Raw genomic sequence first — 22,989 nt, forward strand, 5'->3', positions numbered from 1 at the left:
TCCTCCCGGCTCCCGGGTACCTGGAACAGCTGATGCCCCGCCCCGGAAGAGGCGCCGCCGCGAGGCGAAACGTGTGCCACGCAGCACCGCGACCTTGCCAACTGGAGTTCACGCGGGTTCCTCGAGACGTACCGCGGTCGCATCCGTGCAAGTGCGCAGGTGAGCAACCTGCACCGGGCGAATCAGCGAACGCACGAGGTTCTCGCACTCACGGGCACATTCCGCGAGGTGAGCCGGGAACTTGCCCGTGAGTGCGGGAATCCGGAAGTCGCGCGTCAGTCAATCCACGCCTCGCCGTGTCGATGCCGGCCCAACCCCACAGCTGAGAACTCGTCCTCGCCGGCGAGCGCCAGTGCGCCCAACCGCCGCAGCGCTTGAGAGATCGGACTGCCGGCTGGCGGGAAGGACTGGCCCTCCTCCACGTGAAGGGGGCCCAGCGCGATGGTGCCGCCATCCCACACGACAGCCCGCTGCTCGCCCACGCCGCCGAAGTACTCAGCTTCCACGTAGGCCACCGGCCCACCGGCTGACCAGGCAGCGAGGGTCTTCTCGAACCCTCCTGGCAGCCGCCAGAACCCCAACGCCTCTACGCCACTGCCGTCTGCGACGGAATCAAACAGGGCCTCCGTCATTGGCATCAGCGACAGGCCCTGTCCGATCGACGCCAGCCGAGCGGCGGGCAGCTCCCGCGCCACGCCGCGCAGCGCCTCCCTTTCAGCGATCACTGCTTGCAGGTCGTAACCCATCCCTACGCCCCCTCCAGATCGGAGGCCCCATCTTGTCCCAGACGGCGAAGGCGAACCCGCGCGGTACTTCCTCCCAGGACCACCACGCCGGCGGGTTCTCGCCGGAGCACCGTCCAGATCCCTGGCACCCGCTGGTTTCGGAATACGACCGGCGCGCTTGTCCCAAGGGGCTGGTCACGCGCAGGCAGTTACGGGCGCTGAACCTCAGCCCCGCCGGGCACGGCCCGGTCGGGGTCCTGCGCTGCAAGTACGGCTCCTACCGGCCCGAGCAGGCGTGCAACCACCCCACCCGGGCCTGGCTCTACAGCGTGGACCTCGCCAGGCCGAAGCGGACCCCGACGCTCGCCCAGGAGCGCGCGCTGGGCCAGGCGATGGCAGCACGGCAGACCTGCCCCGAGTGCCGACGCCGCTACTACTTCTGCCTCCCGCTGCGCACCCAGGGCTGCTGCGACCCGTGCCACAAGGGCTACGAGCCCAGCCCCGACACCTATCTCGCCTCCACGGCCCCGGTGACCCACCGGCTCGCCGCCTGATCAACGACCTCCAAGGAGCCACCGATGCTCAGCAGCCTGTTCGCCCGCCGCACCGACGCGCAGGACCCGGCCCTCTGGACGCCGCCGGGCACAACCGTCGCCCAGCGCTACCGCAACACCCTCGGCGAGGGCGAGGGCGCGATCGTCCTCGTCTACACCACCGACGGCGACCGCGGCACCCCCTACTTCGCCGCCGCCTGCCTCGGCTGCACCTACCGCGCCACCAGCGACAGCCGCCGCTCGCGGCTGACGGAGACGGAGGCCGCCGCACTCGCCAACGACCACGCCGCCGGCTGCCGCGCGATGAACCGCGGCATCCCGGCCGCGCCCGACGACACCGAAGCCGCGACGATCGTGCGCTCCCGGCTCTGGAGCCTGCGCCCGCACGGCACCTACAGCCCCCACTACGTCAGCCTGAGCGAATTCCACGCTGACCGGGTCGACCTCCAGCGCCCGGCCGACTTCATCAAGCAGACGATGCTCCAGCTCACCGAGAGCGAGCCCGACTTCCTCACCGCCAAGCCGTACTCCAGCTGCACCGGCACCCAGTTCCTGGTCCAGCCGCACCCGCCCCGGAAGTAGCCCGGTGCGCATCTGAAACAGCCCCGCCCCGGCCACACAAGCCGGGCCGGGACCGCAGGGTGGCCGCGCATCGGCAAAGGGCCAGCCACCCACTCCCTCACACATTCGAGATCAGGAGAACTCCAGCATGCAGCTGCTCGATCTGGAACTGAACAAGAACGCCCTGGTGGTGCTCATCGGGCCCTCCGGCGCCGGGAAGTCGACGCTGGCCCGAACCTGACCCCCGTCCCAGGTGCTCTCCTTGGACGCGCTGCGAGGCGCGGTGAGCGACGACCCGGGCAACCAGGAGGCGACCGCCGACGCGGTCGACGACATGCACCTGCTCCTGGAGCGACGGATGGCCCGCAAGGCCACGACGCTGATCGACGCGACCAACGTCACCCACCACGCCAGGGCGCCGCTGGTCGCTGCCGCGAAGCGCCACGGGATGCACACCGTCGCGGTCATGATGTCGACGCCGGCCTCGGTGTGTGTCGAGCGGCAGGCGGCCAACCGGAGCGTGCCGGAGGACACGGTCCGTCGGCAGCACAAGGCGATGGTGCACTCCCATCCGGCGCTGCTGTCCGAGGGATTCAACGAGGTCCTGTTCGCCGACAGCCTCTGCCGGCTGGAGCCGTTCCTGCGTCGCCTGTCCCAGGCCCGCGAAGCCGACCTCGGACGCGAGGGCAGCGACGGCCTGGGTGACCTGCTCCTGGTCCGCCGGTACTTCGGTCCCGAGATCCTGCCGCTGTGGCGGTGGAAGCCCGGCTCCAACCTGGTGTCGGTCCGGGACCGCGTCGCGCAGGTCCACCTCGGGCAGCAGTACCTCACCCTGGCGTACCGCGACGACGCCGACGGAGCGGGCGACTTCGGCTTCAACGTTCTTCTTCCCTGCCCCTTCGGCGACGAATGCCCCGGGCGTGCCTGGGCGCCGGTCTACTCGGTCATCGACCTGCACCGGGCGCTGACCGGTGCCATGGACAACGACCCGGACATTGTCTGCACCGTCCACGCCGACCACGTCGACGACGACCAGGACGACGACCCCGACGGCCGCGCCGACCTCGAAGCGTCGGCTCTCGAAGCGGTCCACGGCTGACGGACACTCCGTGCTGCGCCGACCCCAGCCGCCCGGCCGGGGCCGGGGCGGTCGCGGTGGTCCCTCACCACCACGATCACGAGAGGAGATGGACGTCATGACCCACCCGTACTTTGAGGTCGACGTCCCGATACGGAGCACCGCCGGTCTGCGCGGGGTGCACGTCTTCACCGGACGGGCCGACAGCAGCAGCGCCGCCGTCAAGGCCGCACACGAGGTCTACGACGAGGCGCGCGCCGCGACGGAGGCCGGACTCGAGATTCTCCACGGGCGGCCGGACGGCTGGGGCGCGTGCGGCTACCGGCCCGGCTGGGAGCTCGACTGGGCCGCCGCGAAGGCCGGCCCCTGGAGGAGTCCGTACAGCTGGCTCAACTCCAACGCCTTCGAGATGTAGCTCTGCCCCGGGACAGCCGCTCTGCTTGGCGGCTTCGACGGCTGTCCCGGGCCCACCAATCCCGTACGAGACGAGACGGAGAACCCAAGTATGTCGTCCCTCCCGCGCGTTCAGGCCCGGATCGGGCAGCGCACCCTCTTACTGACCACAGCTGCTCTCCCGCTGACCGGCTGGACCATCCACGCCATCGCACTGCACCGGCGCCTCGCCGCAACGAAGCGCGACCCGCTCACCGGCCTCCTGCGCCGTGACTCCTACACCGCCCGCGCCCGGCGGCTCCTGGCCCGCCACGGCGACAACCTGACCGTGGTCATGGTCGACATTGACCACTTCAAGCGGATCAACGACGGCATGGGCCACGCGACGGGCGACGCCGTCCTCGCCGCTTTGGGCGCCCGGCTCACGTCATGGGCGGTACCAAGCGCCGCCGTGGGCAGGCTCGGAGGCGACGAGTTCGCCGTGGTCCTGCGACTGAACCCGGCCCGCCGCGCGCACCGCCTGGAGCAGCTGGTTCGGAGGCTGCACGCGCCGGTCACCCTGGACGACGGCCGCACCATCGACGTCGCCGCCTCGGTCGGCGCCGCGACGCCGGACGTGATCGGCGTACGCGACCTGAGCACGTTGCAGCGGGCCGCCGACGCCGCCCTCTACGACGGTAAGCACTCCGGCCGCGCCGTCCTCGCGACGTCGCGGCACGCCACGGTGCCGTCCATCAACGGCCGCCGGGCGGGCAGGCCGGGCACGGCCGTGTGGGGGCGAGCAGGCTGAACCGCCTGCGGCCATGACCCGCGCCCGAGGTAAGAAGCCGCTCCGGGAGCCGGGCAAGATCCCGGTTCCCGGCGGCTTGCTGGACCGGCGCGACGCCCAGCACTTCGACCGCTGGCAGGACCGCCCCTGCGCACTGTGCGAACAGCCCACGCCGATGCGCTCCCCCTTCAGGGAGCCCGTCCGACAAGGCGTGCGCTGAGGACTGGCTCGCTGCGAACCCCACCGACGCCCGCCGCCTCGGCCGGTTCGCCTCCGCCGTCCAGGCCAAGCGCCGGCGCGACGACGACCACGCCTGACCCCCTCCACCTGGAGGCCCCCATGAACAGCACGCAGCACGACGTCGACCAGGCCCTGGCTTACCCAGAGCCGCCTCCCCACCCGATGTGGCACAGGCACGGCCCCAAGGGTCGGCCGCTCACCTCCGAGGAGCAACAGCGCAACACAGAGCGGTTGCTCCAAGCCCTGCATACCCCTCGACCTCGCTCACCTCGCTCTACCGAGACCCTGGCGGAGGCCAGCTCATGAACTCCCAGACGCACATCGCCATAGACGGCTACGTCGACGCGATCCCGGCCCCCGGCACCGGCTGGGGCACCGCCATCTTCGACCTGATCCACTCCCCCGCCGACGCAGACCGGCTTGCCCCCGACGCCCCGGACACCGTGTACGCCTGCACCACAGGCGACCCGCGTATCGCCCAAGTGCTGCTGCGCGAGATCCAGCCCGGTGACCTCCTGCGTGTCACCGGCACCGTCGTCCAGTCCGATGCTCCGGACGCCCCGGCCCGGCTCACCGTCGAGGCCCTGGAGGTCCTGGACGCAGCGCCGGCCCCCGTGCTGTACGACCTCGTGATCGAGCGCTGGGGCAACTACGCGACGGTCTTCAACGCTGACCGCGACACCGTGCCGGTGTTCACCGTGGACGGGAAGTGGGTCGGCGAGGCAGCCAGCCCCGACGCCATCAGCGACCTCATCGACGCCTACGAGAACGGCCTCGCGCGATGACGACCACTCTCCCCGCGCAGCGCACCGTCCTGGAGCGGTTCCCCGCCGGCCACCCCCGCGGCTCCTGGCCCGACCGACGAATACGCCGCCATCCAGCGCGCCCAGGGCACCGACGCCCGCGTCGTCATGGAACTCGCCAGCGACCAGTTCCTCGTCGTCGCCGACACCCACCACCACTAGCCCATCCCGATCGAGAGGCGAATATGTCCCAGACAGAGGCCATCCGCTACATCGCCGACGTGGTAGCCCTGCCCCCTGGCGGTGACGTCCTGCTGATCGAGCGGGGCTGTCCGCCCTTCGAGGGCGCATGGGCTCTTCCGGGAGGCCACGTCGACGCACACGCATGTGATCGGTAGGCGGGTGCGCCCCAATGGGCGGCCGCGAGTGGAGGGCCTGTCCCTGAGATGGCCGTATTCCCTGCCGGTCGCACGGGTGGCCCCGCCGAAGGCGGGGCCACTGCCGAAAACGCGCTGTCAGCTGGCCGCGTCGTAGCAGACGACCCAAACCGCAAAACTCTCACTTGTGTTGGTGAGGTTGTCACCTTGGACCGTCCAGCCCGTACCGTCCGCAGTAGGCCCATTTCTCCGGATTTGAACTCCTGTTGAGCGGTCGTACCCTCCACCAGTGGCCATCTTTCCTGAGGGGCACTGCGCGGTGATAGTTGCCGTACCCCCAGGAGTAATCACCCCACTAATGGCAAATCCCCGATCAAATCCTGTCAACCCCGCACTTCCGGGAGGCCCGGGAGGCCCGGGAGGCCCGGGAGGCCCGGGAGGCCCGGCCGGGCAGCCTCTGTCGGCCCCAAGCACCCCGCCCAGCAGCCCCAGGAGGCTTTGGGGCGTGGAGATACAGTCGCCCCCGCCCGAGGGGGAGGTAACGCGCCGAGTGGCAGACCTCTCGTCGCCCTGCGCCACAGCTGCGGCGGGGCTCGCGATCCCCCCAAGCCCGAGAGCCAACGCGATCGCCCCGCCGACCACCCACCTTCGCTTACTCGGGAGCGGGTTCGGACACGACTTCGCCCTGGACCCAGGACTCATACGATTCTCCTCACGGAACCAAATGGAGTGATGCTCCGGAAGCCAGTGCGAACTTCCCCTGACGACATCGGCACGTAGCCATCTCCGCTTAAGAGCCCCGCAGAAACATCAGCACCTTGGCGTATCAAAGTCGCGCTGATCCCACGTGGCACCGTGCCGTGCCGCGTCCGGGTGAGAGCGAAGCGCTACTGGCAGGGTCACACACGACGGAGCATCTCTCAGAGTCAATCGGAGGGACTGCCGACAGTCCCCACTGGGTGAACGTGGCCAGCTGATGCCACCGCGATCCTCCGGTCTCGTGAGACACCCGAATCGCAAAGAACCTGCATGTCCACGTTGTGCCCCGCACCAGCGGCGACCAGCTGCCGCTCCCCTGGACCCCATTACAAACCGGAGAAGCCCGATGACCGTGCCCCCGATCCTCGTCTACGCTCGCGAACCCCTTCCGACCGCCGGACCCAGCGTCTTCCTCGCGGGCCCCACGCCGCGCGCCGACAGCCCCGTCCCCTCCTGGCGGCCCGACGCAATAGGCGAGCTCGCCCACCAGTGGACCGGCCGACAGCCTCTGACCGTCCTCACCCCTGAGTCCCGGGGCGGTTTCCGCGCTGCCCACTACGACGATCAGGTCGATTGGGAGACCGGCGCCCGTCGGTACGCCGACGCGATCCTTTTTTGGATCCCCCGTGACCTCATGTCGCTCCCCGGCTTCACCACCAACGTCGAGTTCGGCCTCGACGTCGCCACCGGCAGGACCGTCCTCGGATGCCCGCCCGACTGCCCCAACCCCGAGCGCAACCGCTACCTGATCTACGTCGCGCGCCGCCACGGGGTACCGGTAGCCGAGACCCTGCACGACACCGTGGCCGCCGCCCTCGCCCTCGTCACGGCTGGAACCCCTCGGTAGTCCGGTAGAGCGCGAGCGGACTGGCTGGACCCTGGCCCGCGCCCTCCGGGACCGCGGCCGCGAGGTCGAAGTTGAGCACCTGCACGTCCATCTGCCGTGGGTGCTCGAGACGCCGCCACCCGATCCGATGACCCGTCGTATGTTCCGCCGCTGCGGCCGCGCCCCCCGGCACCCTCCCTCTCCCCCCGAGACGAACCGCGGCTGGGGCGCGGTCGACTGGTGAACCGCGCGCGGCGTTTCGGCGTCGGCCGAATGAGGCGCGGTGCCCTCGGCTCTTTCCGGCGGCAGCGCACGCCCTGGCCGCCGCACACATGCCGTTTGCCTCAGATGCCGACCAGTCGCTTCGGTGTTTCACTGGGCATATCGCGTGAATCGCTCCCTATTCGTCATGAGAAGGGCGATCGGCATGCGCAGCTACGGTCAAGCGAGGAACCAGCGCCTGACGGCTGAGACCACGAGGAAGCTCATGGGCGTCCCGGTGGACGTTCCGGCGGATCTGGCGCTGAGGATCGGTGGCGCAGACCACCTTCCCCTCCAGTGGTGCGAGTGTTCGACGGACCCATGCGACTGCGACGGACCCATCATCTGGCTACCGGAAGAAGCGATCCGCGAACGAGTACCCACTGACCGCCGCACAAGAGACGGGGAGCAGCTGTACGAATTCCGAGTCGACCTGAATGCCAACATCGCCGTTGAACTCACGATTCGGACGCGAGCTGGCGACCTCGGCAATGCGAGGGGCCGGTTGCCGTCTGAACCATGTCGGCTGACTCATCGGCTGTCTACGGATCACTGCGGGTGCAAAGGCCCGACGACTAGGGTCGACTCTTCGGGCGTCTACGCAGGTACGACGTGCGCCGGTGGTGTTCAGTACGAGATGTACGTCGATTCGGATGGACTGAGCACCACCGTGCACTACGTGGCCATCGGAAGTTGCTGATCTGCACGGACACATATGCCAGGCGCGGAGCTCATCTGACCGCGCCCCCGGAACTGCCCGAGGAAATTCATCGGGGTGTGGTGGTCTCTGAGTACGGCCACTGCGGTTCCTCCAGCCGGTGCGGCTGCCCGCCCAGCCGGGTGGCGGCTCGGGCCGGGGACGGGACTGCCGGCGGGGGCGGACTCGAAGGCCACGGGGCGGAACCGGTGACGCTCTATGCCCGACCGCTCAGCAGCTCTGGAAGAAGAACTCGGCGTTCTTGCCGTCCGGCGAGAAGAACAGGTATCCGACCCCGCTGTCACCGAAGTTGACATCGAAGGGCAGTTGGCGGGAGTCGAGCTGGGCGATCAGCTGCCAGCCCTCGCCCGGCAGGTCGTCGCGCTGCAACCAGACCGGCACCACGTCGGGGCCGCCGAGCTGGTTCATCCGGATGCTGCCTGCAGCGTCCTTCTGGCGCTCTTCGTAGAGCGCCTCCAACCGCTCCTCCCGGTCGTCATCGTGCTCGTCCTCGACCGGCTCGAGTTCCCGCTCGACGTGGGAGAAGTCGACCTCCTCCTCTACCCGGAGCAGATGGACCCGGTCCAGGTCGGTCGGCCCGGTGGCCGCTCCCCGTGTCTCGAAGGACTCGGTGACCTGCCCGCCCGGTTGGACGACGGTAGCGTGTTCACCCGAGAACCCAATGGCGAACAGGTACACCATCCGGTCCCCGTCCCCGCCGCCGTCTGCCGCCGGGACCCGGAACTGCCCCATGAACGGCGCGAGTTCGTTCTCGTACGGGTCGACCGGCCACTGCGGCTCCTCCAGCCAGTGCGGCAGACCGCCCAGCCTGGTGCCGTCCGTGACTGCTGCCTCGGCGTCATTCGCCGGGTGATAGGACGTAAAGCGGTACCGCATTTGGATCCCCGTTTGTCGACCGACGTGCTGTGCTGCCGCTCAAGCTAGCGCCCGGCACCGACAGCCGGGGCCCCCGGCCCCGTAGCGCATCGACGGTGGACAGTGACGGTTCCGTGCCACGACCGGTGCGAGGCGCCTTGGGAGGCAAGACGGTCTGAGGGAAACCCTTCAGTACGTGCCGCCGTCCCCCGCCGCCAGCGCCCCTGCGAGCGACGAACCTCAGACGGACGACATGACGGAAACGGGGTTGCCGACCTCGTCTTCCAGAAGATGGAAGACGCGCAGCGCGAGATCCTCCTGGAACGGCTCCTCGCCGCTCGGGGTGACGGATGGCCGCACAGCCACCAGTGAAGGGAGCATCCCGTCTGGCGGCTGCTTCAGCTGCTCCCCCCGCTGTCCGATCTGCCTGCGAGCCGTGGCTCCATACTCTGGCGGTGGACCCAAATACAACGGCACGGAGCAGACATGGATGAAGCCGCACTGCGGCCCCTGCACTGGACGGCCAACCCTGGCCAGCGATGACGGTGTGGATCCATCGCGACGGGCGACACCCGATGGGAGCCTCCTGGCGGCCGGCCCCGCTGGCCGAGCCCGAGCAAGTACTGCTTCCATGTGCTGGCAGGAGCTCGAGACCTTCGGCCAGATCGGCGTCGGCATCAGCCGAGCCCGGCTCTACGTCATCGATCTACCCGAGCACGACCGGCAGCTCGTGCGCTCGCGGCTGCTTTGATCCCGCGACCAGGAGGAGCGCTGGGCGATGCTCACCCAGAGCGCCTTCGCGCTCTACTTACCGAGGAATTATGCGGCGACTCGGGGCCGCCACTGGGCGGTGTCGCCGTCGCGGATCCTCTGGTGCCGCTCGGCCACGGCGCTGTGGTACTGCCGCAGCCGGGCCGCCGCGTCCTGAGCCAGGCGGCGGCCCTGCGCGGATTTGCGCCGTCCGCCCGCCGGGCTCACGCGTGTGTCCACTCCTGCAGGAGGGCTTCGCGCTCGGGCGGTTTCGGGCGGCCACCGCTGTGGTCCCGGCTCCAGGTCGTGAGGGTCCGGGGGTCTGCCGTGCCCTCCCGGAAGCGGGCCAGGAGGCGCTGGGACAAGGCGAGCTCCCGGGAGGTGTGGCCCCTGGTCGCCGCCGGCACCCGCACCTCCTCCGCACCGTCCTGCATCTCCAGGACCAGCAACATCTGTGGCGCTTCCTCTCCGCCGTAGCTGGACCCGCGTGACCACCGCTTCCCGGGCGCCGCGGGTCCGGGGTCAGGGGATGCGGAGGCCGGCGAGGAGCCGCTCTTGCATTGCCTTCAGCGCCTCCTCGTTCGCCTCGGGACCGAGGACCAGCGCCTGCACGAGGTGCTTGTCGTCCGCTATGAGGCGAATAAAGCCGGTCACGGGCTCACTGTCTGTCTCGGAGGTCAGACGCGCGTCGAGGGCAGGACGGCCGTCGAACGTCACCTTCCGCACGTTGCTGCTGGTCAGAGGCTCGGCGGTGTTCTGCATGTACGACTCGAGAACGCGCTGGAGATTGTCCTCGAGCGGGTACTGGTCGCCCGGCATATCGTGGACGGCGAAGCCGACCGCTCCGTCCGGGGTATCCAGGCCGTACACGCGTGCGTCGACGGCCTTGCCTTCGATGGAAACGGTCGTCTTCCGGACGGTGGCCTTCCCGGGAAGCTCGGCGGTGATGCCACTGGGCGGATCGGTGGTTTCCACCCAGTCCACGGTGGGCGTACCGGTCATGGCCGTGACGTGCAGCGACGCAGGGGCGGAGGGGGCGGCGAACGCTGTGGTGGAAGCCGGCACACCCCCTGCGATCAGGACTACGGAGGCCGAGAGCATCACGAGGCGCTGTGTCCGAGAACGGTGAGTCATGCCGATCACTTCCCATGACGTGCTCGCTGACCGACGGCTCGGGCGCCCGCTCCCGAGCCCTCTCCCAGCGTCCGTCCGGATCCCACTGGATGCACCCGGACGCACATGCATGGCGCCCGACTCCCGGCCAGGCGCGGACAACCCCGCGGCTACCCATCGTGGTCTGGCTGGCAATCGCCGCCTTCGTGTACTTCATCTACAACCCCGAAGTAGACCGACCCCTGACCAGGGACAACGACGACGAACCCGCGATGACAACTACCGCCGCGACCTAGTGGCAATCACCCGCGGTGTCGCAGGCGGCATCGTCGGACGAACCCGCATCGAGCACGACCCGGACGGGAGCGGGCACCGTCGTTGCCCTCGGCCACCTCGGACTGCAATGGGCGCATTAGTGGACTGGCCTGCGATGATGACGGCGTGCCAGAGCCAGGGACCACTGCCGTCGTCATTGCCTTGCCCGATGCCGCCCCGCTCCTCGAGGCGGCGTGGCGTATCGACCCGGCTCTGGTGCGTCCTGAGGTGCCGGCGCACGTCTCGCTCCTCTACCCGTTCGTGCCGGAATCGGCACTGACAGATCAGGACGAGAAGGGCGTGCGTTCCCTGGCTGCGAGTCTTCCGGCAGCCGATCTGCTCTTGGACGAGGTCGTAACGGCGTCCGGCTTCGTCGCCGTCACCGTTCCGGGACTCCAAACGATCGTCGATGCGTTCCGCGCCCAGTGGCCCGAATTGCGCCCGTACAGCGGCCGCTTCGGGGCGCAGCCCGCCGCCCATGTCACGGTCGCTATGGGTGCAGACAACCCGACAGCCTCCGCCCACGTCCGCGCTGCGATCGCCAGCCTGCTGCCGCTCCACACCCGTGCGGCTGCGGTCCAGCTGGTGGTGCTGACGGAGGAAGGCTGGCAGCCGCGGTTCACCGCACCGCTCGGCGTCCCGGACAGGCCGTAAACACCGCCCGCCAGCCCCTCCCCACTGCTCGCGACCACAGCCCGAGGCCGACACCTCACCCCTGGCCACATCCCCAGGACCAACTGTCGGCGCCGCTCGCCTTGTCGGTGGTCGGCCATAGGGTTCACCGGGTGAGTGACATCCATGAGCTGATGATCAGCGTCGACCTGCAGGACGAGATCTCCGCGCAGGAGCTCGCCGAACTGAGCTGGCATCTCGGGATCGGACCCCAACCGGAGCGACTGTCCATCATCACCGAGTTCCCGGTCGTGGTGGTGGACGACTCGGGGATCCCCGTGATTGAGGAGGACCCCTACCCACTACTGGCCAGGCGCGGAGCGGCATCGCGGGTGGGTGGTGTGCTCTGCTCGACACTGGCCAACCGCGCGGACCTGCCGCGGGAGGGCTGGTCGCTGACGTCCCGACAGGAGATCCACCCGGACGAGTTCGAGAAGGTCGGCGAGCTGCTCTGCTGGCTGGCCACAAGGGCTCACGAAACGCACCTGCTCGAGGATGGCGCGGTAGGGGTCGGATTCCTCAGGTTCTACGAAGCCGAGGTTCCGGATGTACTCCAGGTCAAGAGCGGGCAGGTCAGCTGGCCAGCCTGAAGAGCGTTGCAGATGGCTTGGTGACAGCGACGGGGGAAGGTATGCACCCTCAAAAGGGTGAGCCGTACGAGTGCGGCTCACCATCGGCGTCGACCATGAAGTTGGCCCGCCAGGCACCCGCGCACAGGGTCGCCCCGGCCCCGGCCCCGCCAGTTACGGTCCCCATCAACATCAGCCGCCGCAGCCGCGTTGGTGTGGGCACGCGGGGGCCCGTCTGGATCCTGGGCGGGGACGGCGAAGGGGCCCACCCGGCGCGTACTTACGGGTGGGGCCCTTCACTGTGGGACGTGAGTGCCTGGTCCGGCTATTCCTGCGCGGTGCGGCGGCGCCGCATCCACCACGTCAGGGTGACGCCGGCCGCTGCGAGGGCAGCGGCGGCACCGGCGATGAGGCCCACCGGTGTGTGGGAGCCGGTGTCGGCGAGGTCGCCGTCGGGGTCCTCCGGTGCGGGCGGCGTGTCGTCACCGCCGGGGTTGGTGGGGTCCGGGGCCGGGGTCGTCGGGGGGTTGGTCGGCTTGCCGGTGCCCGACGGGGTCGGGGTCGGTGTCGGGGTGGGGTCGTCGCCGGGATCTTCGCCGCCCGGGTCCTCGCCGCTGCCCTCTGCGGCCGGGCCTGCGCCGAGGTACAGGGTGTCGAGGTCCCGGTAGGAGGCGTCATCGGACTTGACGGAGTTGACGGTGGTGTTGTCCAGGTCCCGGTTCTGGGTGTCGAACTGGGCCTTGGGGATGTTCTGCTTGGGCTGCCTGGAGAAGTCGACGCCGCCGACGCCCTGCTTGTACAGCTTGCCGCCGTACTCCAGCTCGAACCACTCGATGCCCTCCTTGATGGACTGCATGTACTCGTCCCAGACCTTTTCGCGGGTCCAGTCCTCATGCGGAGCGCGGATCGGCCAGGCCGAGACGTCGTTGGAGTTGATGATGTCGTGGAAGTCCGTCGGGGACTTGGCGTCCTGCTGACGGATGTACTCGGCGGCGACGCGGGCGTTGTAGACGGCGCGCAGCTCGGCGTACTTGGGGTCCTTGTTCACCCGCTCCTGGATGACCGGGACGATGTTGGCGTTGACCGACAGTTCGATGGCCTTCTTCTCGGCGTCCGAGAGGTCGGTGCATTCGGTGGAGCCGGGGACGGTGTAGTCGACGTCCAGCCATTCGGCGGAGACGTCCATGGGCGATTCGAGGATGTAGATCCCGCCGTCCTGCTCGCGGACCTTGGCCTCGTCGGGCTCGATCCAGAAGCGGGTGCCGGGGAAGCAGGGGATGCCGTTGCGGCGCGGCGCGGTGTCCCAGTACAGCTTGCCCCCGGGATGCTTGTCGGGGTTCAGGGCCTCGGAGAAGTCGTGCTTCATGACCAGGTCGGCGTCGAGGAGGACGCGGCCGGCGTCGGTCTTGCCGAACTTGGCGTCCATGACCTTGTCCGGCTGGTCCGGGTTCAGGTTGACCCAGAACTTTTCGGGGGTCAGGGCGAGCCAGGTGAACAGGGCGTCGGAGGAGAGCTGCATCCGGGCTTCGCCGCCGAAGCCGGGGTTGTTGTCCGGGTCGGGCATCTGGTCGGCGCGCATGGAGTAGGTCATGCCCTTGCCCTTTTCGAGGCCGCCGACGTACCGGAGTTCCATGGTGGTGAAGTCGACGCCGCCCGGGCCGCCCCTGGGGAGGGTGCCCCTCGGGTCGAGGCGGTTGGCGTCCCGCTGGTAGCGCTTCGCCTCTTCCAGGTTCTTCCCGGAGGACAGGGCCCGGTCGTTGGCGGGGCCGCGGGTGCCGCACGTGTTGGCGCCGACCGCCGCGAGCTGCGTTGTGGTCTGGCAGGCGGGCGCGAACCACCGCTGGTGGTCCGAGTACCCCTTGATCGGGGTGGTCTTGGGCACCGGGTTGTACATGCGCTGGTTTCCGCGCACCTGCCCGGTCTTCCCGTTCCGCATGTTGCGGACGTCGCGCTCCAGGTCGTCGATGTGCTTGATCTGGCCCTTGGTGAAGGGCTTCGCGCCGGTGAACCGGAACTTGTGGTCGGGCATCGACTTGGCGACGACCCGGTCTTTCGCAAGCTGCTTCGCCGTCAGCTTCGAGTTCGACTTGAACTCGTTGAACTCTTTGCTCTTCTGGTTGTAGGCGTCGTACCGGCGCTCGCCGACCTTGTCGCCGTTCTTGTCGAACAGCTCGACGGTGACCTCACACAGCCAGTCCGGGCCGATCAGCTTGTAGTCCTTGACGAGCTGCCGTTCGAAGCCCGAGCCCTTGTGGTTGTTGATCTGGTTGCGGATGTACCGCTTGTCGAACCAGTGCTTGAAGCCCAGGTTCTCCTTGTTCGCGAAGTACCGGGCGTAAATCTCCATCGCCCGGTCCGCAGGATTCCCCGACGCGTTGGCGATCTTCTTCCATGCGTCGACGTTCTTGTCCAGGTCCCCGGGGACCTTCGACAGGGCCTCGGTCTTCTGGGCGGCTGTCGGTGTCTGAAGGCCGTCGTACGCCTGTCCCGGAAGGTCGAATTCGAAGTTCCTGGGGAGGGCGGTGTCCTTGTACAGGTTCCCGGTCGGGTTGTCGGGGAACCCGGAGCCCGGCGGTGTCGTCGGGGCGGCCGGGAGGCCGTTGCGGGTGTCGCAGCGCTTCCCGGATCCTGGCTTCATCTTCGCCGAGACCGGCGGCAGCTTCGGTGGTGCGGCCTCGACGGCCTGGAGCCCCGTTGTGGCGATCGCGGCCGTCAGGCCGACAGCGGCCGTGAACCTGGCCGCGAACCGCCACTTGGACGGTATGCGAATGTGTAAGTTCAAGAGCTCGTCTTTCCCTCTCCGGTGGGGCCTTGAGGGGGGTGTGGGCGGCGCGTGGGCCCCCGTGACATGTACGCGCCACCCGACCACCATAGTCCTCACCCGTCACGAGTAAAGACGAGTTAAGGCGTGTCGACGGAGCATCAACACCACTGTGCGGGCCACCAGTTCACACGTCACGACCCTCGGCCCCAGGGGCACCCGGCGACTTGCGCCTAGACGAAGTACAAGCTCTCCATGTCCCTGACCGCGTCTTCGGAGTGCCGCACACGGAACGCCGTCGTCTCCATCTCCTCCCACCCCCACGGATCCGAATGGCCGAGCGCCAAGCCCCCCAGGCCCGCCCAGTAGACCTCGTTCGCGGGCTCGTCCAGGTCGACGCCGGCGTTGTCCACCATCCACCCCCTGAGATCCAGGGACGCGATCACCGCGCGCGGATCGCCCGAGATGACGAACGGCTCGTCATGCGGCCATCCCGATGCGTGGAACATCGCCCCGTCCGGCAACCACACGATGTTCTCGGTGTGCTCCATCCCCCCGTGGTAGGAGACCCGTCCCACGATCCGCGCATCCGGGAACCGCTCCCGCAACTCCTTCGCCGCCAACCGGAGCGGCTCGTCGTTGCCGTCGGTCGCGAACGCGGGAGTCACGATGCTCAACATGCCGCCCCACGCGGCAGCGTGCACGATGTCCAGGTCAGACCGTGCTGCCGACGGGAGCGGGGTCTGCGCCGAGCGCGGCCCGAGGTCCTCCAGGACGGCCTCGATGCCCTCAAACGACTCGACGAACGCGCGTGCCCGCTCGGGGTCGTTGGGAGGCAGGTTACGGGCGTCGACGTTGAATGGCGGCTCGAACACTGTCAGGTGACACAGACTCATCGAGCCGCGCACGATCCGGTCCGGCGCAGAGGTCCAGTAGGTGTTCTCATTCATGCGGGCAACCGTAACGGCCGGCGATGACGCAGGCGTCCTTCGCGTCGGTCTTGCCGTCGCCCCGGTAGCACGGGAGGCCTGGTGGACGGTTCGGCCGGGAATGTAGAGGAGCCGCTGGCCATGGCTGGTCAGGAGGGCGATCAGCAGAGCGCCGCCGCCGGCGCTCATACGGTCTCGCCGCTGCCCAGGTCGAGGAAGAGCGTCCTCCCGATGCCGCCCCGTCCGGGGAGCAATACGGTCCGAGGGAAACGCTCTAGTACGGGCCGCCGCGGAACAGCAGGCTGCCGTGGTGGCGCGGGCGGTCGCCACGTTCGTGGGCCGCGTCGGAGCGGTCGGCGGGAGCCGAGAGCCGGGCGAGAGCCCGGAGGGTCGCCAGACCGGCCAGAACGTCGTCACGGCGCTCAGCCGACTTCATCCAGGCCGGCAGCCGGGCGAACATCGCCATGGTCGGGGAGGCGTGACGCTCGCGCAGCCGAGCGCCTGCATAGGCGGTAAGGGCGTCGACGTGCTCCTCGTCGTAGGCCCACAGGATTCGTCCCGCACAGCGGGTCTGCAGCCAGAGCGGCCGCCGGAAGAAGGGGTCCTCGGTGCCGCCGGGCACCGCGCCGACCAGGCCGGCGCCCCGCTCTTGAGCCGTCCAGCCGACGACCGCCCCGCACCCGGCGCAGGAGAGGCGGCGGGGCTGGAACAGCAGGGCGCTGAAGTACTTCGGGGTCGCGAGGCCGGGCACAGGCACGACGAGCGCGCGGCCACCGCACCTCGGGCAGACCACGAGCACCCGGCCGGTGAACTGGACGAGCCACGTGCCGTGGTCGTGGTGGCGGACCGGTGTGGGGTGCGCGGACTGGGAGCTCATGACGGACACACTGCCAGGGTTCGCCGGGTGCGAGTCACCGCACGGGGCGTGATCGGCCAGGCACTGGGCGGCAACGGCGTTACCAGCCGGAAGGGCTGTCCTTCCTCGTCAGCGACCACAATGCCTGACTGTCCATTGCATCGCCAATGGACATCGACACGCCACGTGACATCTCCTGGCGTGCCGACGATCACCCGGAGGCGGAATCGCTCGGGATCAAGATGCGAGACCGTGTACGGAAACTTCGGCACGCGCCTGGCCGGCTTCGGCACGGGCGTTGGATCGCTGAGGTTCACCTGGAACGTCCGCGACTCTTCACTCGGCATCGGTGCAGAAAGTGCCTCATCCTCGTCCCGCGCGGGGTACTCGATGTGGAGGGGTTGTGTGTGCTCCGGGCTGGGGCGCGTAGGTCCGAATGGGGGGAGCGCTGTGGCTCTGGCGGAGCGGCCTTCGCCGGCGTGGGATGTCGCCGACCTGGTGGATCAGCAGTTGCTCGTCGTGCCGAATCCCCTGGCCGCGTGGAACAGTGACACGTTCTGGGTCTCCGTGTGGGACTCGGACCCCGGACAGGTCCTTGTCTCCTTGGTGGTTCCGCGCGAGAGCGCCGATCCGTTCATCCAGCTGAGGATCGGGTTCGCGGTGACCGAAGAAAGCCCCGACCTCCAGACCGAACGCATCGTCGCCGCCCTCCAGCGCCCGCACCCCCTGAACGGCGCGGTGGTCTGTGCGGGCTATCGAGAGTGCGCCGAAGCCTACGGGTACGTCTGGCCGTCGTCGCTGGAAGAGTGAGTCACGGATCTGGAGCGTCGTGCGCATCCTCAGCAAAGTCCACGGAGCCGAGACTGCGTGAGTGCCGGAGGTGGCTGGGCTGGCTTTCACCATCGGCATCGGCATCGCTGATGCCGAACTGCCGCGTGGGGTCTACCGTGAACATCGGTCGCCCGCTGAAGGCATGCGTGCCGTATTGGACGAGCAACCCGTCGGAGTCGGGTGTTGCTGCTGTGTCAAAGCGCTGCCGCCCGAATCGCATGGAGACCAGGGGCGGTCCCGGCGGCATTCGCCGGGACCGCCACGTACGGCCCCGCTCACCTCACTGCACGCTCCGAAGCGGCGTCTTCAGGGCGTGTTCAGGCCGAAGTTCTGTGTGGTGGTGTTGCTAGCGCCGGGGCTGTTGATGTTGTTGTTGATGCTGACGTTGTTGAACATCGGGAGGATGCCGTTGAGGTTGACGGGCAGGATCGACCCGCCGCCTCCCCCGTTGTTCCCGCCACCCTGTTCGTAGGTGATGGTCACCATGGCTGGGCCGGTGGCGAGTCTGGAGGTACCGCCCGTCGGAACGCGGTTGGACCCGCCACCACCGCCACCCGTCCCAAAGCCGTCGCTGGTGACTTGGTCGCAGCCGCCGCCGCCGCCTCCGCCGAACCAGCCGGCTCCGCCGCCTCCGCCTTCATAACCAGCATCTCCTCCGTCACCGCCGGTACCGGGGCCACCAGGAGCGCCGGGTTCGCTTTCGGCGGAGCATCCGGCGCCGCCTGCGCCGGGGGCCGTCTGAGTTCCTCCGCCCCCTCCGCCGCCGCCGGTGGGCCTGCTGCCGCCCGCCTGACCGGTGACTCCGGCGTCTCCTCCGAAGGCCTCGGTGAGGATGATGGGTGCGACCGGGCTAATGCTTCCGCCGCCTCCTCCGCCGCCCGCGACAATCAGGCGTGGGTCGGTGGCGGGCTCGCCGGTGAGGACGCAGCTCGGGATGGTGGAGTCGCAGGTGCGCACGTCGCTGGCTCCGCCGCCCGCGCCGAAGTCGGTCAGGTCTCCGCTGGTGCCTCCGCCCGTGGCGACGTTGACGTAGAGGGTGGTGGTCCCCGACGGTACGTTGACGGTGCCGGTGACGGTGGCGCCGTCACCGCCCATCCCTCCGTTGATCCCGCTCTGCCCTGCGGCGCCGGTGGCGGTGATGGTCAGTTGGGTAACGCCGGACGGCACGGTGAAGGGCTGATTGACTCCGGAGTTGAAGGTGACGGTCACGGGCGCAGCCTCGGCGGGCGTGGCCAGGGGCACCACCAACGCCGCCGGCAGCGCCGCCACGGCGAGCATGAGGGCGCTGCGCCGGACCGGATGCCGCAGCCGTTCGGCGCCACGTCGTGGGGATACCGCATGGTGCTTGGTCAGTCTCACGCTCGGGACTCCTCGACCAGGGATGGCGACTGGGATGGATGTTCCGGTCCCCGCCTGGGGCCGCCCGACGATCAAGCCACAACAGACCGGCGCCGGGCATGCGGACACACCGCCGCATCACCCCCCGATGAATAGTCCTCAAGTCGGAGAAACTGGCTGCGTGGCTCGGGAGCAGAGAGGCATTGCAGACACGCCGTCCGGCTCAGGTGGGGTGACCGCATTCACCGTGACGCACCACCAGAACCTGAGCCAGAACCACAACCCGTGAACAAAGCCACTGGGCCGTCGGCGCCGCAAGAGGGGCCCGCACGTGGGTGGCCGAGGCGATCACTAGGCTCCGGTCATGGCCAGTACATTCGGATTCACCTGCTCATACGGTGGTGCGCATCGCCCTGAACGGGAGATCGCCGCCACGGTACCGGCCTGCTCCTGTGAGCGGCAGAAGCCGTGACGGCGGGCAACCGAGTGCCGCTGACCCCTCAGGCGCCTGAAGGCTTGAGCCGACGAGCTCGGTACTTCGTTGAGGCGCACGGGCTCTGTGTTCCCCGCCGCGACCTCACGCTCTGTCGGGAGGTATGGCTCAAGCAGGGGATACCCGCTGCCGAGATCGACCGGGCCGTGGCCTTCCAAGAACGCTGGGGTGGCATCGCTCTGCCCCCTGCCCCCGCATACGAGGGTGGCCCCCGGGTGCTGGAAGCCGATGTGCCCGAAGGGTCGGCCGCGGACGGATGGCGGTTCCCGGCCGGCGGTTGTCGCGTCTCCATGGCCCACGGGTTCATGATCGGGCCGGGAGGCGAGTTCGGGATCGACGCTGACCACTGGACACCGCTGCACGCCAGCACAGAGGGGTGGGTGGAGGCCCTGGCACTGGCCGACCACGCGGGCTACTGGGCCAACACCATCACGAAGATCAAAGGCGGCGCCGTCGAAGAGCTGGACCTCGACGGATTCGAGGCGGTACCTGAAGTCCAGGGACTCGCTGACACCTGGTGGCGGGGCAAGGACTCGCTCATCGCCGTCTACCGCGGCGAAGCCTCGGGCTTTGACGCCCCCCACTGCCTGAGGGCCCATGTCTACGGCGGACTCGATGCGTGGGGCCTGGGCGGCTCCTGACTCCCGACGGCTGAGCTCTCCGTCCCGCCCGCCCGCTGAGCGTCGTGGATGGCGCGTCTGGTCAATTACGGCGCTGAGGCCATTGGCGCCTCGGACGGGCCGAGCACAGGATCGAGAGCCTGTGTGGCCTGGCTCAGCTGGCCGAGCTGGTTGAGCTGGTTCGAGGGTTCATCCGCGCTGGCGGGAACAGCAGCAGTGAGGCTCGTATTGACACGGCGTGCGCTCTGCCTGGCCCGTCCGGCCAGGAAGAGCGCTCAGCAGCGTGCCACGGCGGGGCACCGTCCAGCCGGCGTGGTGTGGCCCGCGGGCTCAGGTGAGGGCGGCGACGAGCAGGGTGAAGGCGGCGATGATGACGGCGACGCGGACGTAGTGGAAGCGGTCCCAGCGGTGCATCTGCTCCTTCCAGTCCTCGGGCCGGTTCTCGGGGGTCCAGGTCTTGTTCCGGTTGTTGATCGGGACGAGCAGCAGGAGCGACATGACCACGCTGAGGATCAGCAGCGCGCCGGCGGTGACGACGAGGCCGGTGCCGGGGTGGTGCCATCCGGCGATGGCCCAGACCGCGACGAGGACGAGCGAGCCGATGTACCAGACCGGCATCACGGCGCCGAGCATCCGGCCGCCGTGGGCGCGGCCGAGTTGGCCGCTGTCCTCCGGGAGTGCGTTGAGGATCGGGTTTATGACGAAGGCGACGGAGAACTCCACCCCCACCATCACGCCGACGACCACGGTGGTGAAGACCTCGAGTGCGTTGAGCATGACGACCCCTCTGGTATCTAGCATCGCTAGCTGATGAGGCAACGCTAGTACTACTGCCGCTCGCTTGTCTAGCGATGCTAGGATCGAATCATGTCGGTACAGGAACGCAAGGAGCGCGAACGGGCGGGTCGCGAGCGCCTCATCGTGGCGACGGCCCGCGAACTCGCCGAGCAGCAGGGCTGGGACGCGGTCACCACCCGCCGGCTCGCCGAGCGCATCGAGTACAGCCAGCCCGTCCTCTACAGCCATTTCCGCGGCAAGCGCGAGATCATCGGCGCCGTCGCCCTGGAGGGCGCCACCGAGATGGCCGCGGCGCTGCGGGCCGCGGCCTCCGCCGCGGACGGCCCGCGCACCCGGGTCACCGCCATCGCCCGCACCTACCTCGACTTCGCCGAGCGCAACCCGGCGGTATACGACGCCATGTTCCAGCTCGACGGCGGCCTGGCGTTCGCTGCCGAGGAGACCCCGGAGCCCCTGAAGGACGCCTTCGCCGCCCTGCTGGAGACTCTCGGCGAGGTCGCCGGGGAAGGCGTCCACCCGGGCTTGTTCACCGAGGTGTTCTGGGCGGCCCTGCACGGCCTGGCAACCCTGACCCGGGCGGGACGGCTGCCGCCGGGGGACGCCGAGCGGAGGGTGGAGCTGCTGGTGGCCCGGCTCGCCAAAGAGCTCAGTCACAGGCAGGTCTCGTGACACAGCCGCGGCACGGCCCGGCGGCGCCCCCTACGGTGTCGGAGGCGCCGCCGTGTGCGTTCGGGGTCAGTCGGTGAGGTCCGTACGCCACTGGGCGCGGGCGGTGGCGAGGAGCTGCGGGAGGTCCGTGGTCCGCTCGTCGTACTGCTGGTCGTTGACGAGGAGCTGGTAGACCTGGCCGCCCTCGCCGGCGACGAAGAGTTCGGTCCGGTGGCAGGGGACCTCCAGCGCGGGCCAGTGGTAGTCCAGCTCCAGCCGCACGGCCTCCTTCCCGCCCTGTCCGTCCGCGTGGGTCTCGGCCGTCAGGGCCTCCATCTTCGACTCCTCGGTCTTGCCGTACCAGGCGAGTTGTCCCATGGCGGCCGACTGGGCGGTGCGACCGTTGCTGTCGTCCCGCTTCACCCCGATCACGTAGCGCCCGTCAGGAGAGACCCAGGTGGACTGGAGCGCGTTGTCGACGTCCGGTCTCCAGCCGTCGGGTACGGCGACGGCGAGGCGGAGCGCCTTCGCCCGGACGATGTGCCAGCCGGACGGCACCGGCGGGGGTGTCTGTTCCCCGGAGCTCGACGGCGGCGGGGACGCGGGGACCGAGCCTTCCAGCGGTGTGGGGGTGGTGGCAGGGGGGTCCGGCGCGGCAGGTGCTGAGATCGGCTGTTCTTGCGCCGTGTCTCCTGGTGAGGAGGTCCTGTCGGACGTCTTCTGCGAGCTGCCGTAATGGTTGGCCATCACCAGTACCGCGACCAGGGCCGCGAGTGCCGCCCACTGCGCGGGCGCGCTCCAGCGTCCCCGTCGCCCGGCGCGCGGCCCGCGCCCCTTGCGCCGGCCCGTGCCGGCGGCCGGCTCGTTGACGGCTCGGTCCCGCGACGGCGGCGGGGCCGCTGAAACCGCCGAGGGGATCGGTTCTGCATCGGCCATGACGGGAGCGCCATCCGTGCCCGGGCCGCCGTTCTCCGCACGCGCGCTGCCCTGGCCCCCTTCATGTCCGGCTGTGGGTGGGGGTCCGGAACGCGCAGCCGGATCCGGAGGTGGGGCCGGCGCGGGGGCCGCGGTCGCCGCAGCGGTGTGGAGGCGGCGCGCCTGCTGGAGCTTGTCCGTTCTGGTGCGGGCGTCGCGGGGGTAGCGGTTCTCGATGATCTGGTTGAGCCGCGCAAGCGGGATGATCTTCACGCCGGAGCGGTACTCGCTCCACACGCTCCTGCTCAGCTGGTAGCGCTCTTCGAGCCGGCTGACCGTGTCCTCCGCGGTCAGCTCCCGCAAGAACCGCGCCAGGGCGTTGGCTTCGGGCGTGCGCCCCTTCAACGGGCCCGGCGGACGTCCCGCTCTGCTCATCTCTCCCCCTCTTCGGCTGTCTGCGTGTTCGCGGACGTTCGTGCAAGTTCGCGGTTGTCCGGTACCCCCACGACCGCTGACCTGCAC

General features: G+C 69.3%; 24 protein-coding genes and 3 pseudogenes. 15 read left to right on the plus strand and 12 right to left on the minus strand.

Annotated elements, in window-relative coordinates:
• Positions 1-275: 275 nt before the first annotated feature.
• Positions 276-746 (minus strand): hypothetical protein, encoded by a 471-nt coding sequence (locus ACIPUC_RS32100; protein WP_446593904.1) that lies wholly within the window; start codon positions 744-746, stop codon positions 276-278.
• Between the two features lie 32 nt (positions 747-778).
• On the opposite strand from ACIPUC_RS32100, the gene ACIPUC_RS32105 reads away from it, so the two are divergent.
• The 10 genes and pseudogenes from ACIPUC_RS32105 (at position 779) to ACIPUC_RS32150 (ending at position 7,046) form a co-directional block, all read left to right on the plus strand.
• Positions 779-1,279, plus strand: a complete 501-nt coding sequence (locus tag ACIPUC_RS32105) for an RRQRL motif-containing zinc-binding protein (protein WP_446593905.1) — start codon at positions 779-781, stop codon at positions 1,277-1,279.
• A gap of 24 nt (positions 1,280-1,303) precedes the next feature.
• Positions 1,304-1,861 carry a hypothetical protein gene (locus tag ACIPUC_RS32110; protein WP_446593906.1) on the plus strand — a complete coding sequence of 186 codons (558 nt, stop codon included), beginning with the start codon at positions 1,304-1,306 and terminating at the stop codon, positions 1,859-1,861.
• A 127-nt stretch (positions 1,862-1,988) separates the two neighbouring features.
• A pseudogene (locus ACIPUC_RS32115) lies at positions 1,989-2,939 on the plus strand (AAA family ATPase).
• A 97-nt stretch (positions 2,940-3,036) separates the two neighbouring features.
• Positions 3,037-3,333 (plus strand): hypothetical protein, encoded by a 297-nt coding sequence (locus tag ACIPUC_RS32120; protein WP_446593907.1) that lies wholly within the window; start codon positions 3,037-3,039, stop codon positions 3,331-3,333.
• Between the two features lie 90 nt (positions 3,334-3,423).
• On the plus strand, positions 3,424-4,101 hold the full coding sequence (locus ACIPUC_RS32125; RefSeq protein ID WP_446593908.1) for a GGDEF domain-containing protein: 678 nt from the start codon (positions 3,424-3,426) through the stop codon (positions 4,099-4,101).
• Between the two features lie 13 nt (positions 4,102-4,114).
• Complete coding sequence (locus ACIPUC_RS32130; protein ID WP_446593909.1) at positions 4,115-4,300, plus strand: hypothetical protein; 186 nt, start codon at positions 4,115-4,117, stop codon at positions 4,298-4,300.
• 322 nt (positions 4,301-4,622) lie between these two features.
• Positions 4,623-5,105, plus strand: coding sequence for a hypothetical protein (locus tag ACIPUC_RS32135; RefSeq protein WP_446593910.1), 483 nt, complete (start codon positions 4,623-4,625; stop codon positions 5,103-5,105).
• Positions 5,102-5,285: pseudogene (locus ACIPUC_RS32140) on the plus strand (hypothetical protein). Before ACIPUC_RS32135 ends, ACIPUC_RS32140 begins: the two are co-directional and overlap by 4 nt.
• Positions 5,286-5,308: 23 nt before the next feature.
• Positions 5,309-5,461 carry an NUDIX domain-containing protein gene (locus ACIPUC_RS32145; protein WP_446593911.1) on the plus strand — a complete coding sequence of 51 codons (153 nt, stop codon included), beginning with the start codon at positions 5,309-5,311 and terminating at the stop codon, positions 5,459-5,461.
• A 1,084-nt stretch (positions 5,462-6,545) separates the two neighbouring features.
• Positions 6,546-7,046 carry a nucleoside 2-deoxyribosyltransferase domain-containing protein gene (locus ACIPUC_RS32150; protein WP_446593912.1) on the plus strand — a complete coding sequence of 167 codons (501 nt, stop codon included), beginning with the start codon at positions 6,546-6,548 and terminating at the stop codon, positions 7,044-7,046.
• Between the two features lie 1,168 nt (positions 7,047-8,214).
• On the opposite strand, the gene ACIPUC_RS32155 is transcribed toward ACIPUC_RS32150, so the two are convergent.
• From ACIPUC_RS32155 to ACIPUC_RS32170, 4 genes are all read right to left on the minus strand, one after another.
• Entirely contained in the window at positions 8,215-8,880 is a 666-nt protein-coding gene (locus ACIPUC_RS32155) for a hypothetical protein (RefSeq protein WP_446593913.1), read from the minus strand.
• A gap of 798 nt (positions 8,881-9,678) precedes the next feature.
• Positions 9,679-9,837, minus strand: a complete 159-nt coding sequence (locus ACIPUC_RS32160; RefSeq protein ID WP_446593914.1) for a hypothetical protein — start codon at positions 9,835-9,837, stop codon at positions 9,679-9,681.
• Positions 9,834-10,061: a hypothetical protein gene (locus tag ACIPUC_RS32165; protein ID WP_446593915.1), complete on the minus strand. Its 228-nt coding sequence runs from the start codon at positions 10,059-10,061 to the stop codon at positions 9,834-9,836. Before ACIPUC_RS32165 ends, ACIPUC_RS32160 begins: the two co-directional genes overlap by 4 nt.
• A 70-nt stretch (positions 10,062-10,131) precedes the next feature.
• Positions 10,132-10,611: a hypothetical protein gene (locus ACIPUC_RS32170; protein ID WP_446593916.1), complete on the minus strand. Its 480-nt coding sequence runs from the start codon at positions 10,609-10,611 to the stop codon at positions 10,132-10,134.
• A 552-nt stretch (positions 10,612-11,163) separates the two neighbouring features.
• Between ACIPUC_RS32170 and ACIPUC_RS32175 the strand changes: the two genes are divergently transcribed.
• Positions 11,164-11,691 (plus strand): 2'-5' RNA ligase family protein, encoded by a 528-nt coding sequence (locus ACIPUC_RS32175; RefSeq protein ID WP_446593917.1) that lies wholly within the window; start codon positions 11,164-11,166, stop codon positions 11,689-11,691.
• Positions 11,692-11,822: 131 nt separating this feature from the next.
• Positions 11,823-12,299, plus strand: coding sequence for a hypothetical protein (locus ACIPUC_RS32180; protein ID WP_446593918.1), 477 nt, complete (start codon positions 11,823-11,825; stop codon positions 12,297-12,299).
• 304 nt (positions 12,300-12,603) lie between these two features.
• On the opposite strand, the gene ACIPUC_RS32185 is transcribed toward ACIPUC_RS32180, so the two are convergent.
• The 4 genes and pseudogenes from ACIPUC_RS32185 to ACIPUC_RS32200 form a co-directional block, all read right to left on the minus strand.
• Complete coding sequence (locus ACIPUC_RS32185) at positions 12,604-15,060, minus strand: hypothetical protein (protein WP_446593919.1); 2,457 nt, start codon at positions 15,058-15,060, stop codon at positions 12,604-12,606.
• 212 nt (positions 15,061-15,272) lie between these two features.
• On the minus strand, positions 15,273-15,989 hold the full coding sequence (locus ACIPUC_RS32190; protein WP_446593920.1) for a DUF6333 family protein: 717 nt from the start codon (positions 15,987-15,989) through the stop codon (positions 15,273-15,275).
• A pseudogene (locus ACIPUC_RS32195) lies at positions 15,985-16,157 on the minus strand (IS110 family transposase); the annotation flags it as partial. The pseudogene ACIPUC_RS32195 and the gene ACIPUC_RS32190, both read right to left, overlap by 5 nt.
• Positions 16,158-16,242: 85 nt before the next feature.
• Positions 16,243-16,845 carry a hypothetical protein gene (locus tag ACIPUC_RS32200; RefSeq protein WP_446593921.1) on the minus strand — a complete coding sequence of 201 codons (603 nt, stop codon included), beginning with the start codon at positions 16,843-16,845 and terminating at the stop codon, positions 16,243-16,245.
• A gap of 429 nt (positions 16,846-17,274) precedes the next feature.
• Between ACIPUC_RS32200 and ACIPUC_RS32205 the strand changes: the two genes are divergently transcribed.
• Positions 17,275-17,634, plus strand: a complete 360-nt coding sequence (locus tag ACIPUC_RS32205) for a hypothetical protein (RefSeq protein WP_446593922.1) — start codon at positions 17,275-17,277, stop codon at positions 17,632-17,634.
• Between the two features lie 327 nt (positions 17,635-17,961).
• On the opposite strand, the gene ACIPUC_RS32210 is transcribed toward ACIPUC_RS32205, so the two are convergent.
• Positions 17,962-19,014 carry a hypothetical protein gene (locus ACIPUC_RS32210; RefSeq protein ID WP_446593923.1) on the minus strand — a complete coding sequence of 351 codons (1,053 nt, stop codon included), beginning with the start codon at positions 19,012-19,014 and terminating at the stop codon, positions 17,962-17,964.
• A 465-nt stretch (positions 19,015-19,479) separates the two neighbouring features.
• Here ACIPUC_RS32210 and ACIPUC_RS32215 point away from each other — a divergent pair, with 465 nt between their 5' ends.
• On the plus strand, positions 19,480-20,127 hold the full coding sequence (locus tag ACIPUC_RS32215) for a hypothetical protein (RefSeq protein ID WP_446593949.1): 648 nt from the start codon (positions 19,480-19,482) through the stop codon (positions 20,125-20,127).
• Between the two features lie 309 nt (positions 20,128-20,436).
• Here ACIPUC_RS32215 and ACIPUC_RS32220 read toward each other — a convergent pair whose 3' ends face one another.
• On the minus strand, positions 20,437-20,883 hold the full coding sequence (locus ACIPUC_RS32220) for an anthrone oxygenase family protein (protein ID WP_446593924.1): 447 nt from the start codon (positions 20,881-20,883) through the stop codon (positions 20,437-20,439).
• A 90-nt stretch (positions 20,884-20,973) separates the two neighbouring features.
• Between ACIPUC_RS32220 and ACIPUC_RS32225 the strand changes: the two genes are divergently transcribed.
• The gene (locus tag ACIPUC_RS32225; protein WP_446593925.1) at positions 20,974-21,573 is read left to right on the plus strand and encodes a TetR/AcrR family transcriptional regulator; all 600 of its coding nucleotides are present in this window, start codon (positions 20,974-20,976) and stop codon (positions 21,571-21,573) included.
• A 66-nt stretch (positions 21,574-21,639) separates the two neighbouring features.
• Here the strand turns inward: ACIPUC_RS32225 and ACIPUC_RS32230 are convergent, their stop codons facing one another.
• Positions 21,640-22,902 (minus strand): hypothetical protein, encoded by a 1,263-nt coding sequence (locus tag ACIPUC_RS32230; RefSeq protein WP_446593926.1) that lies wholly within the window; start codon positions 22,900-22,902, stop codon positions 21,640-21,642.
• Positions 22,903-22,989: the final 87 nt, after the last annotated feature.

The sequence above is a fragment of the Streptomyces sp. LARHCF249 genome, from assembly GCF_052871255.1.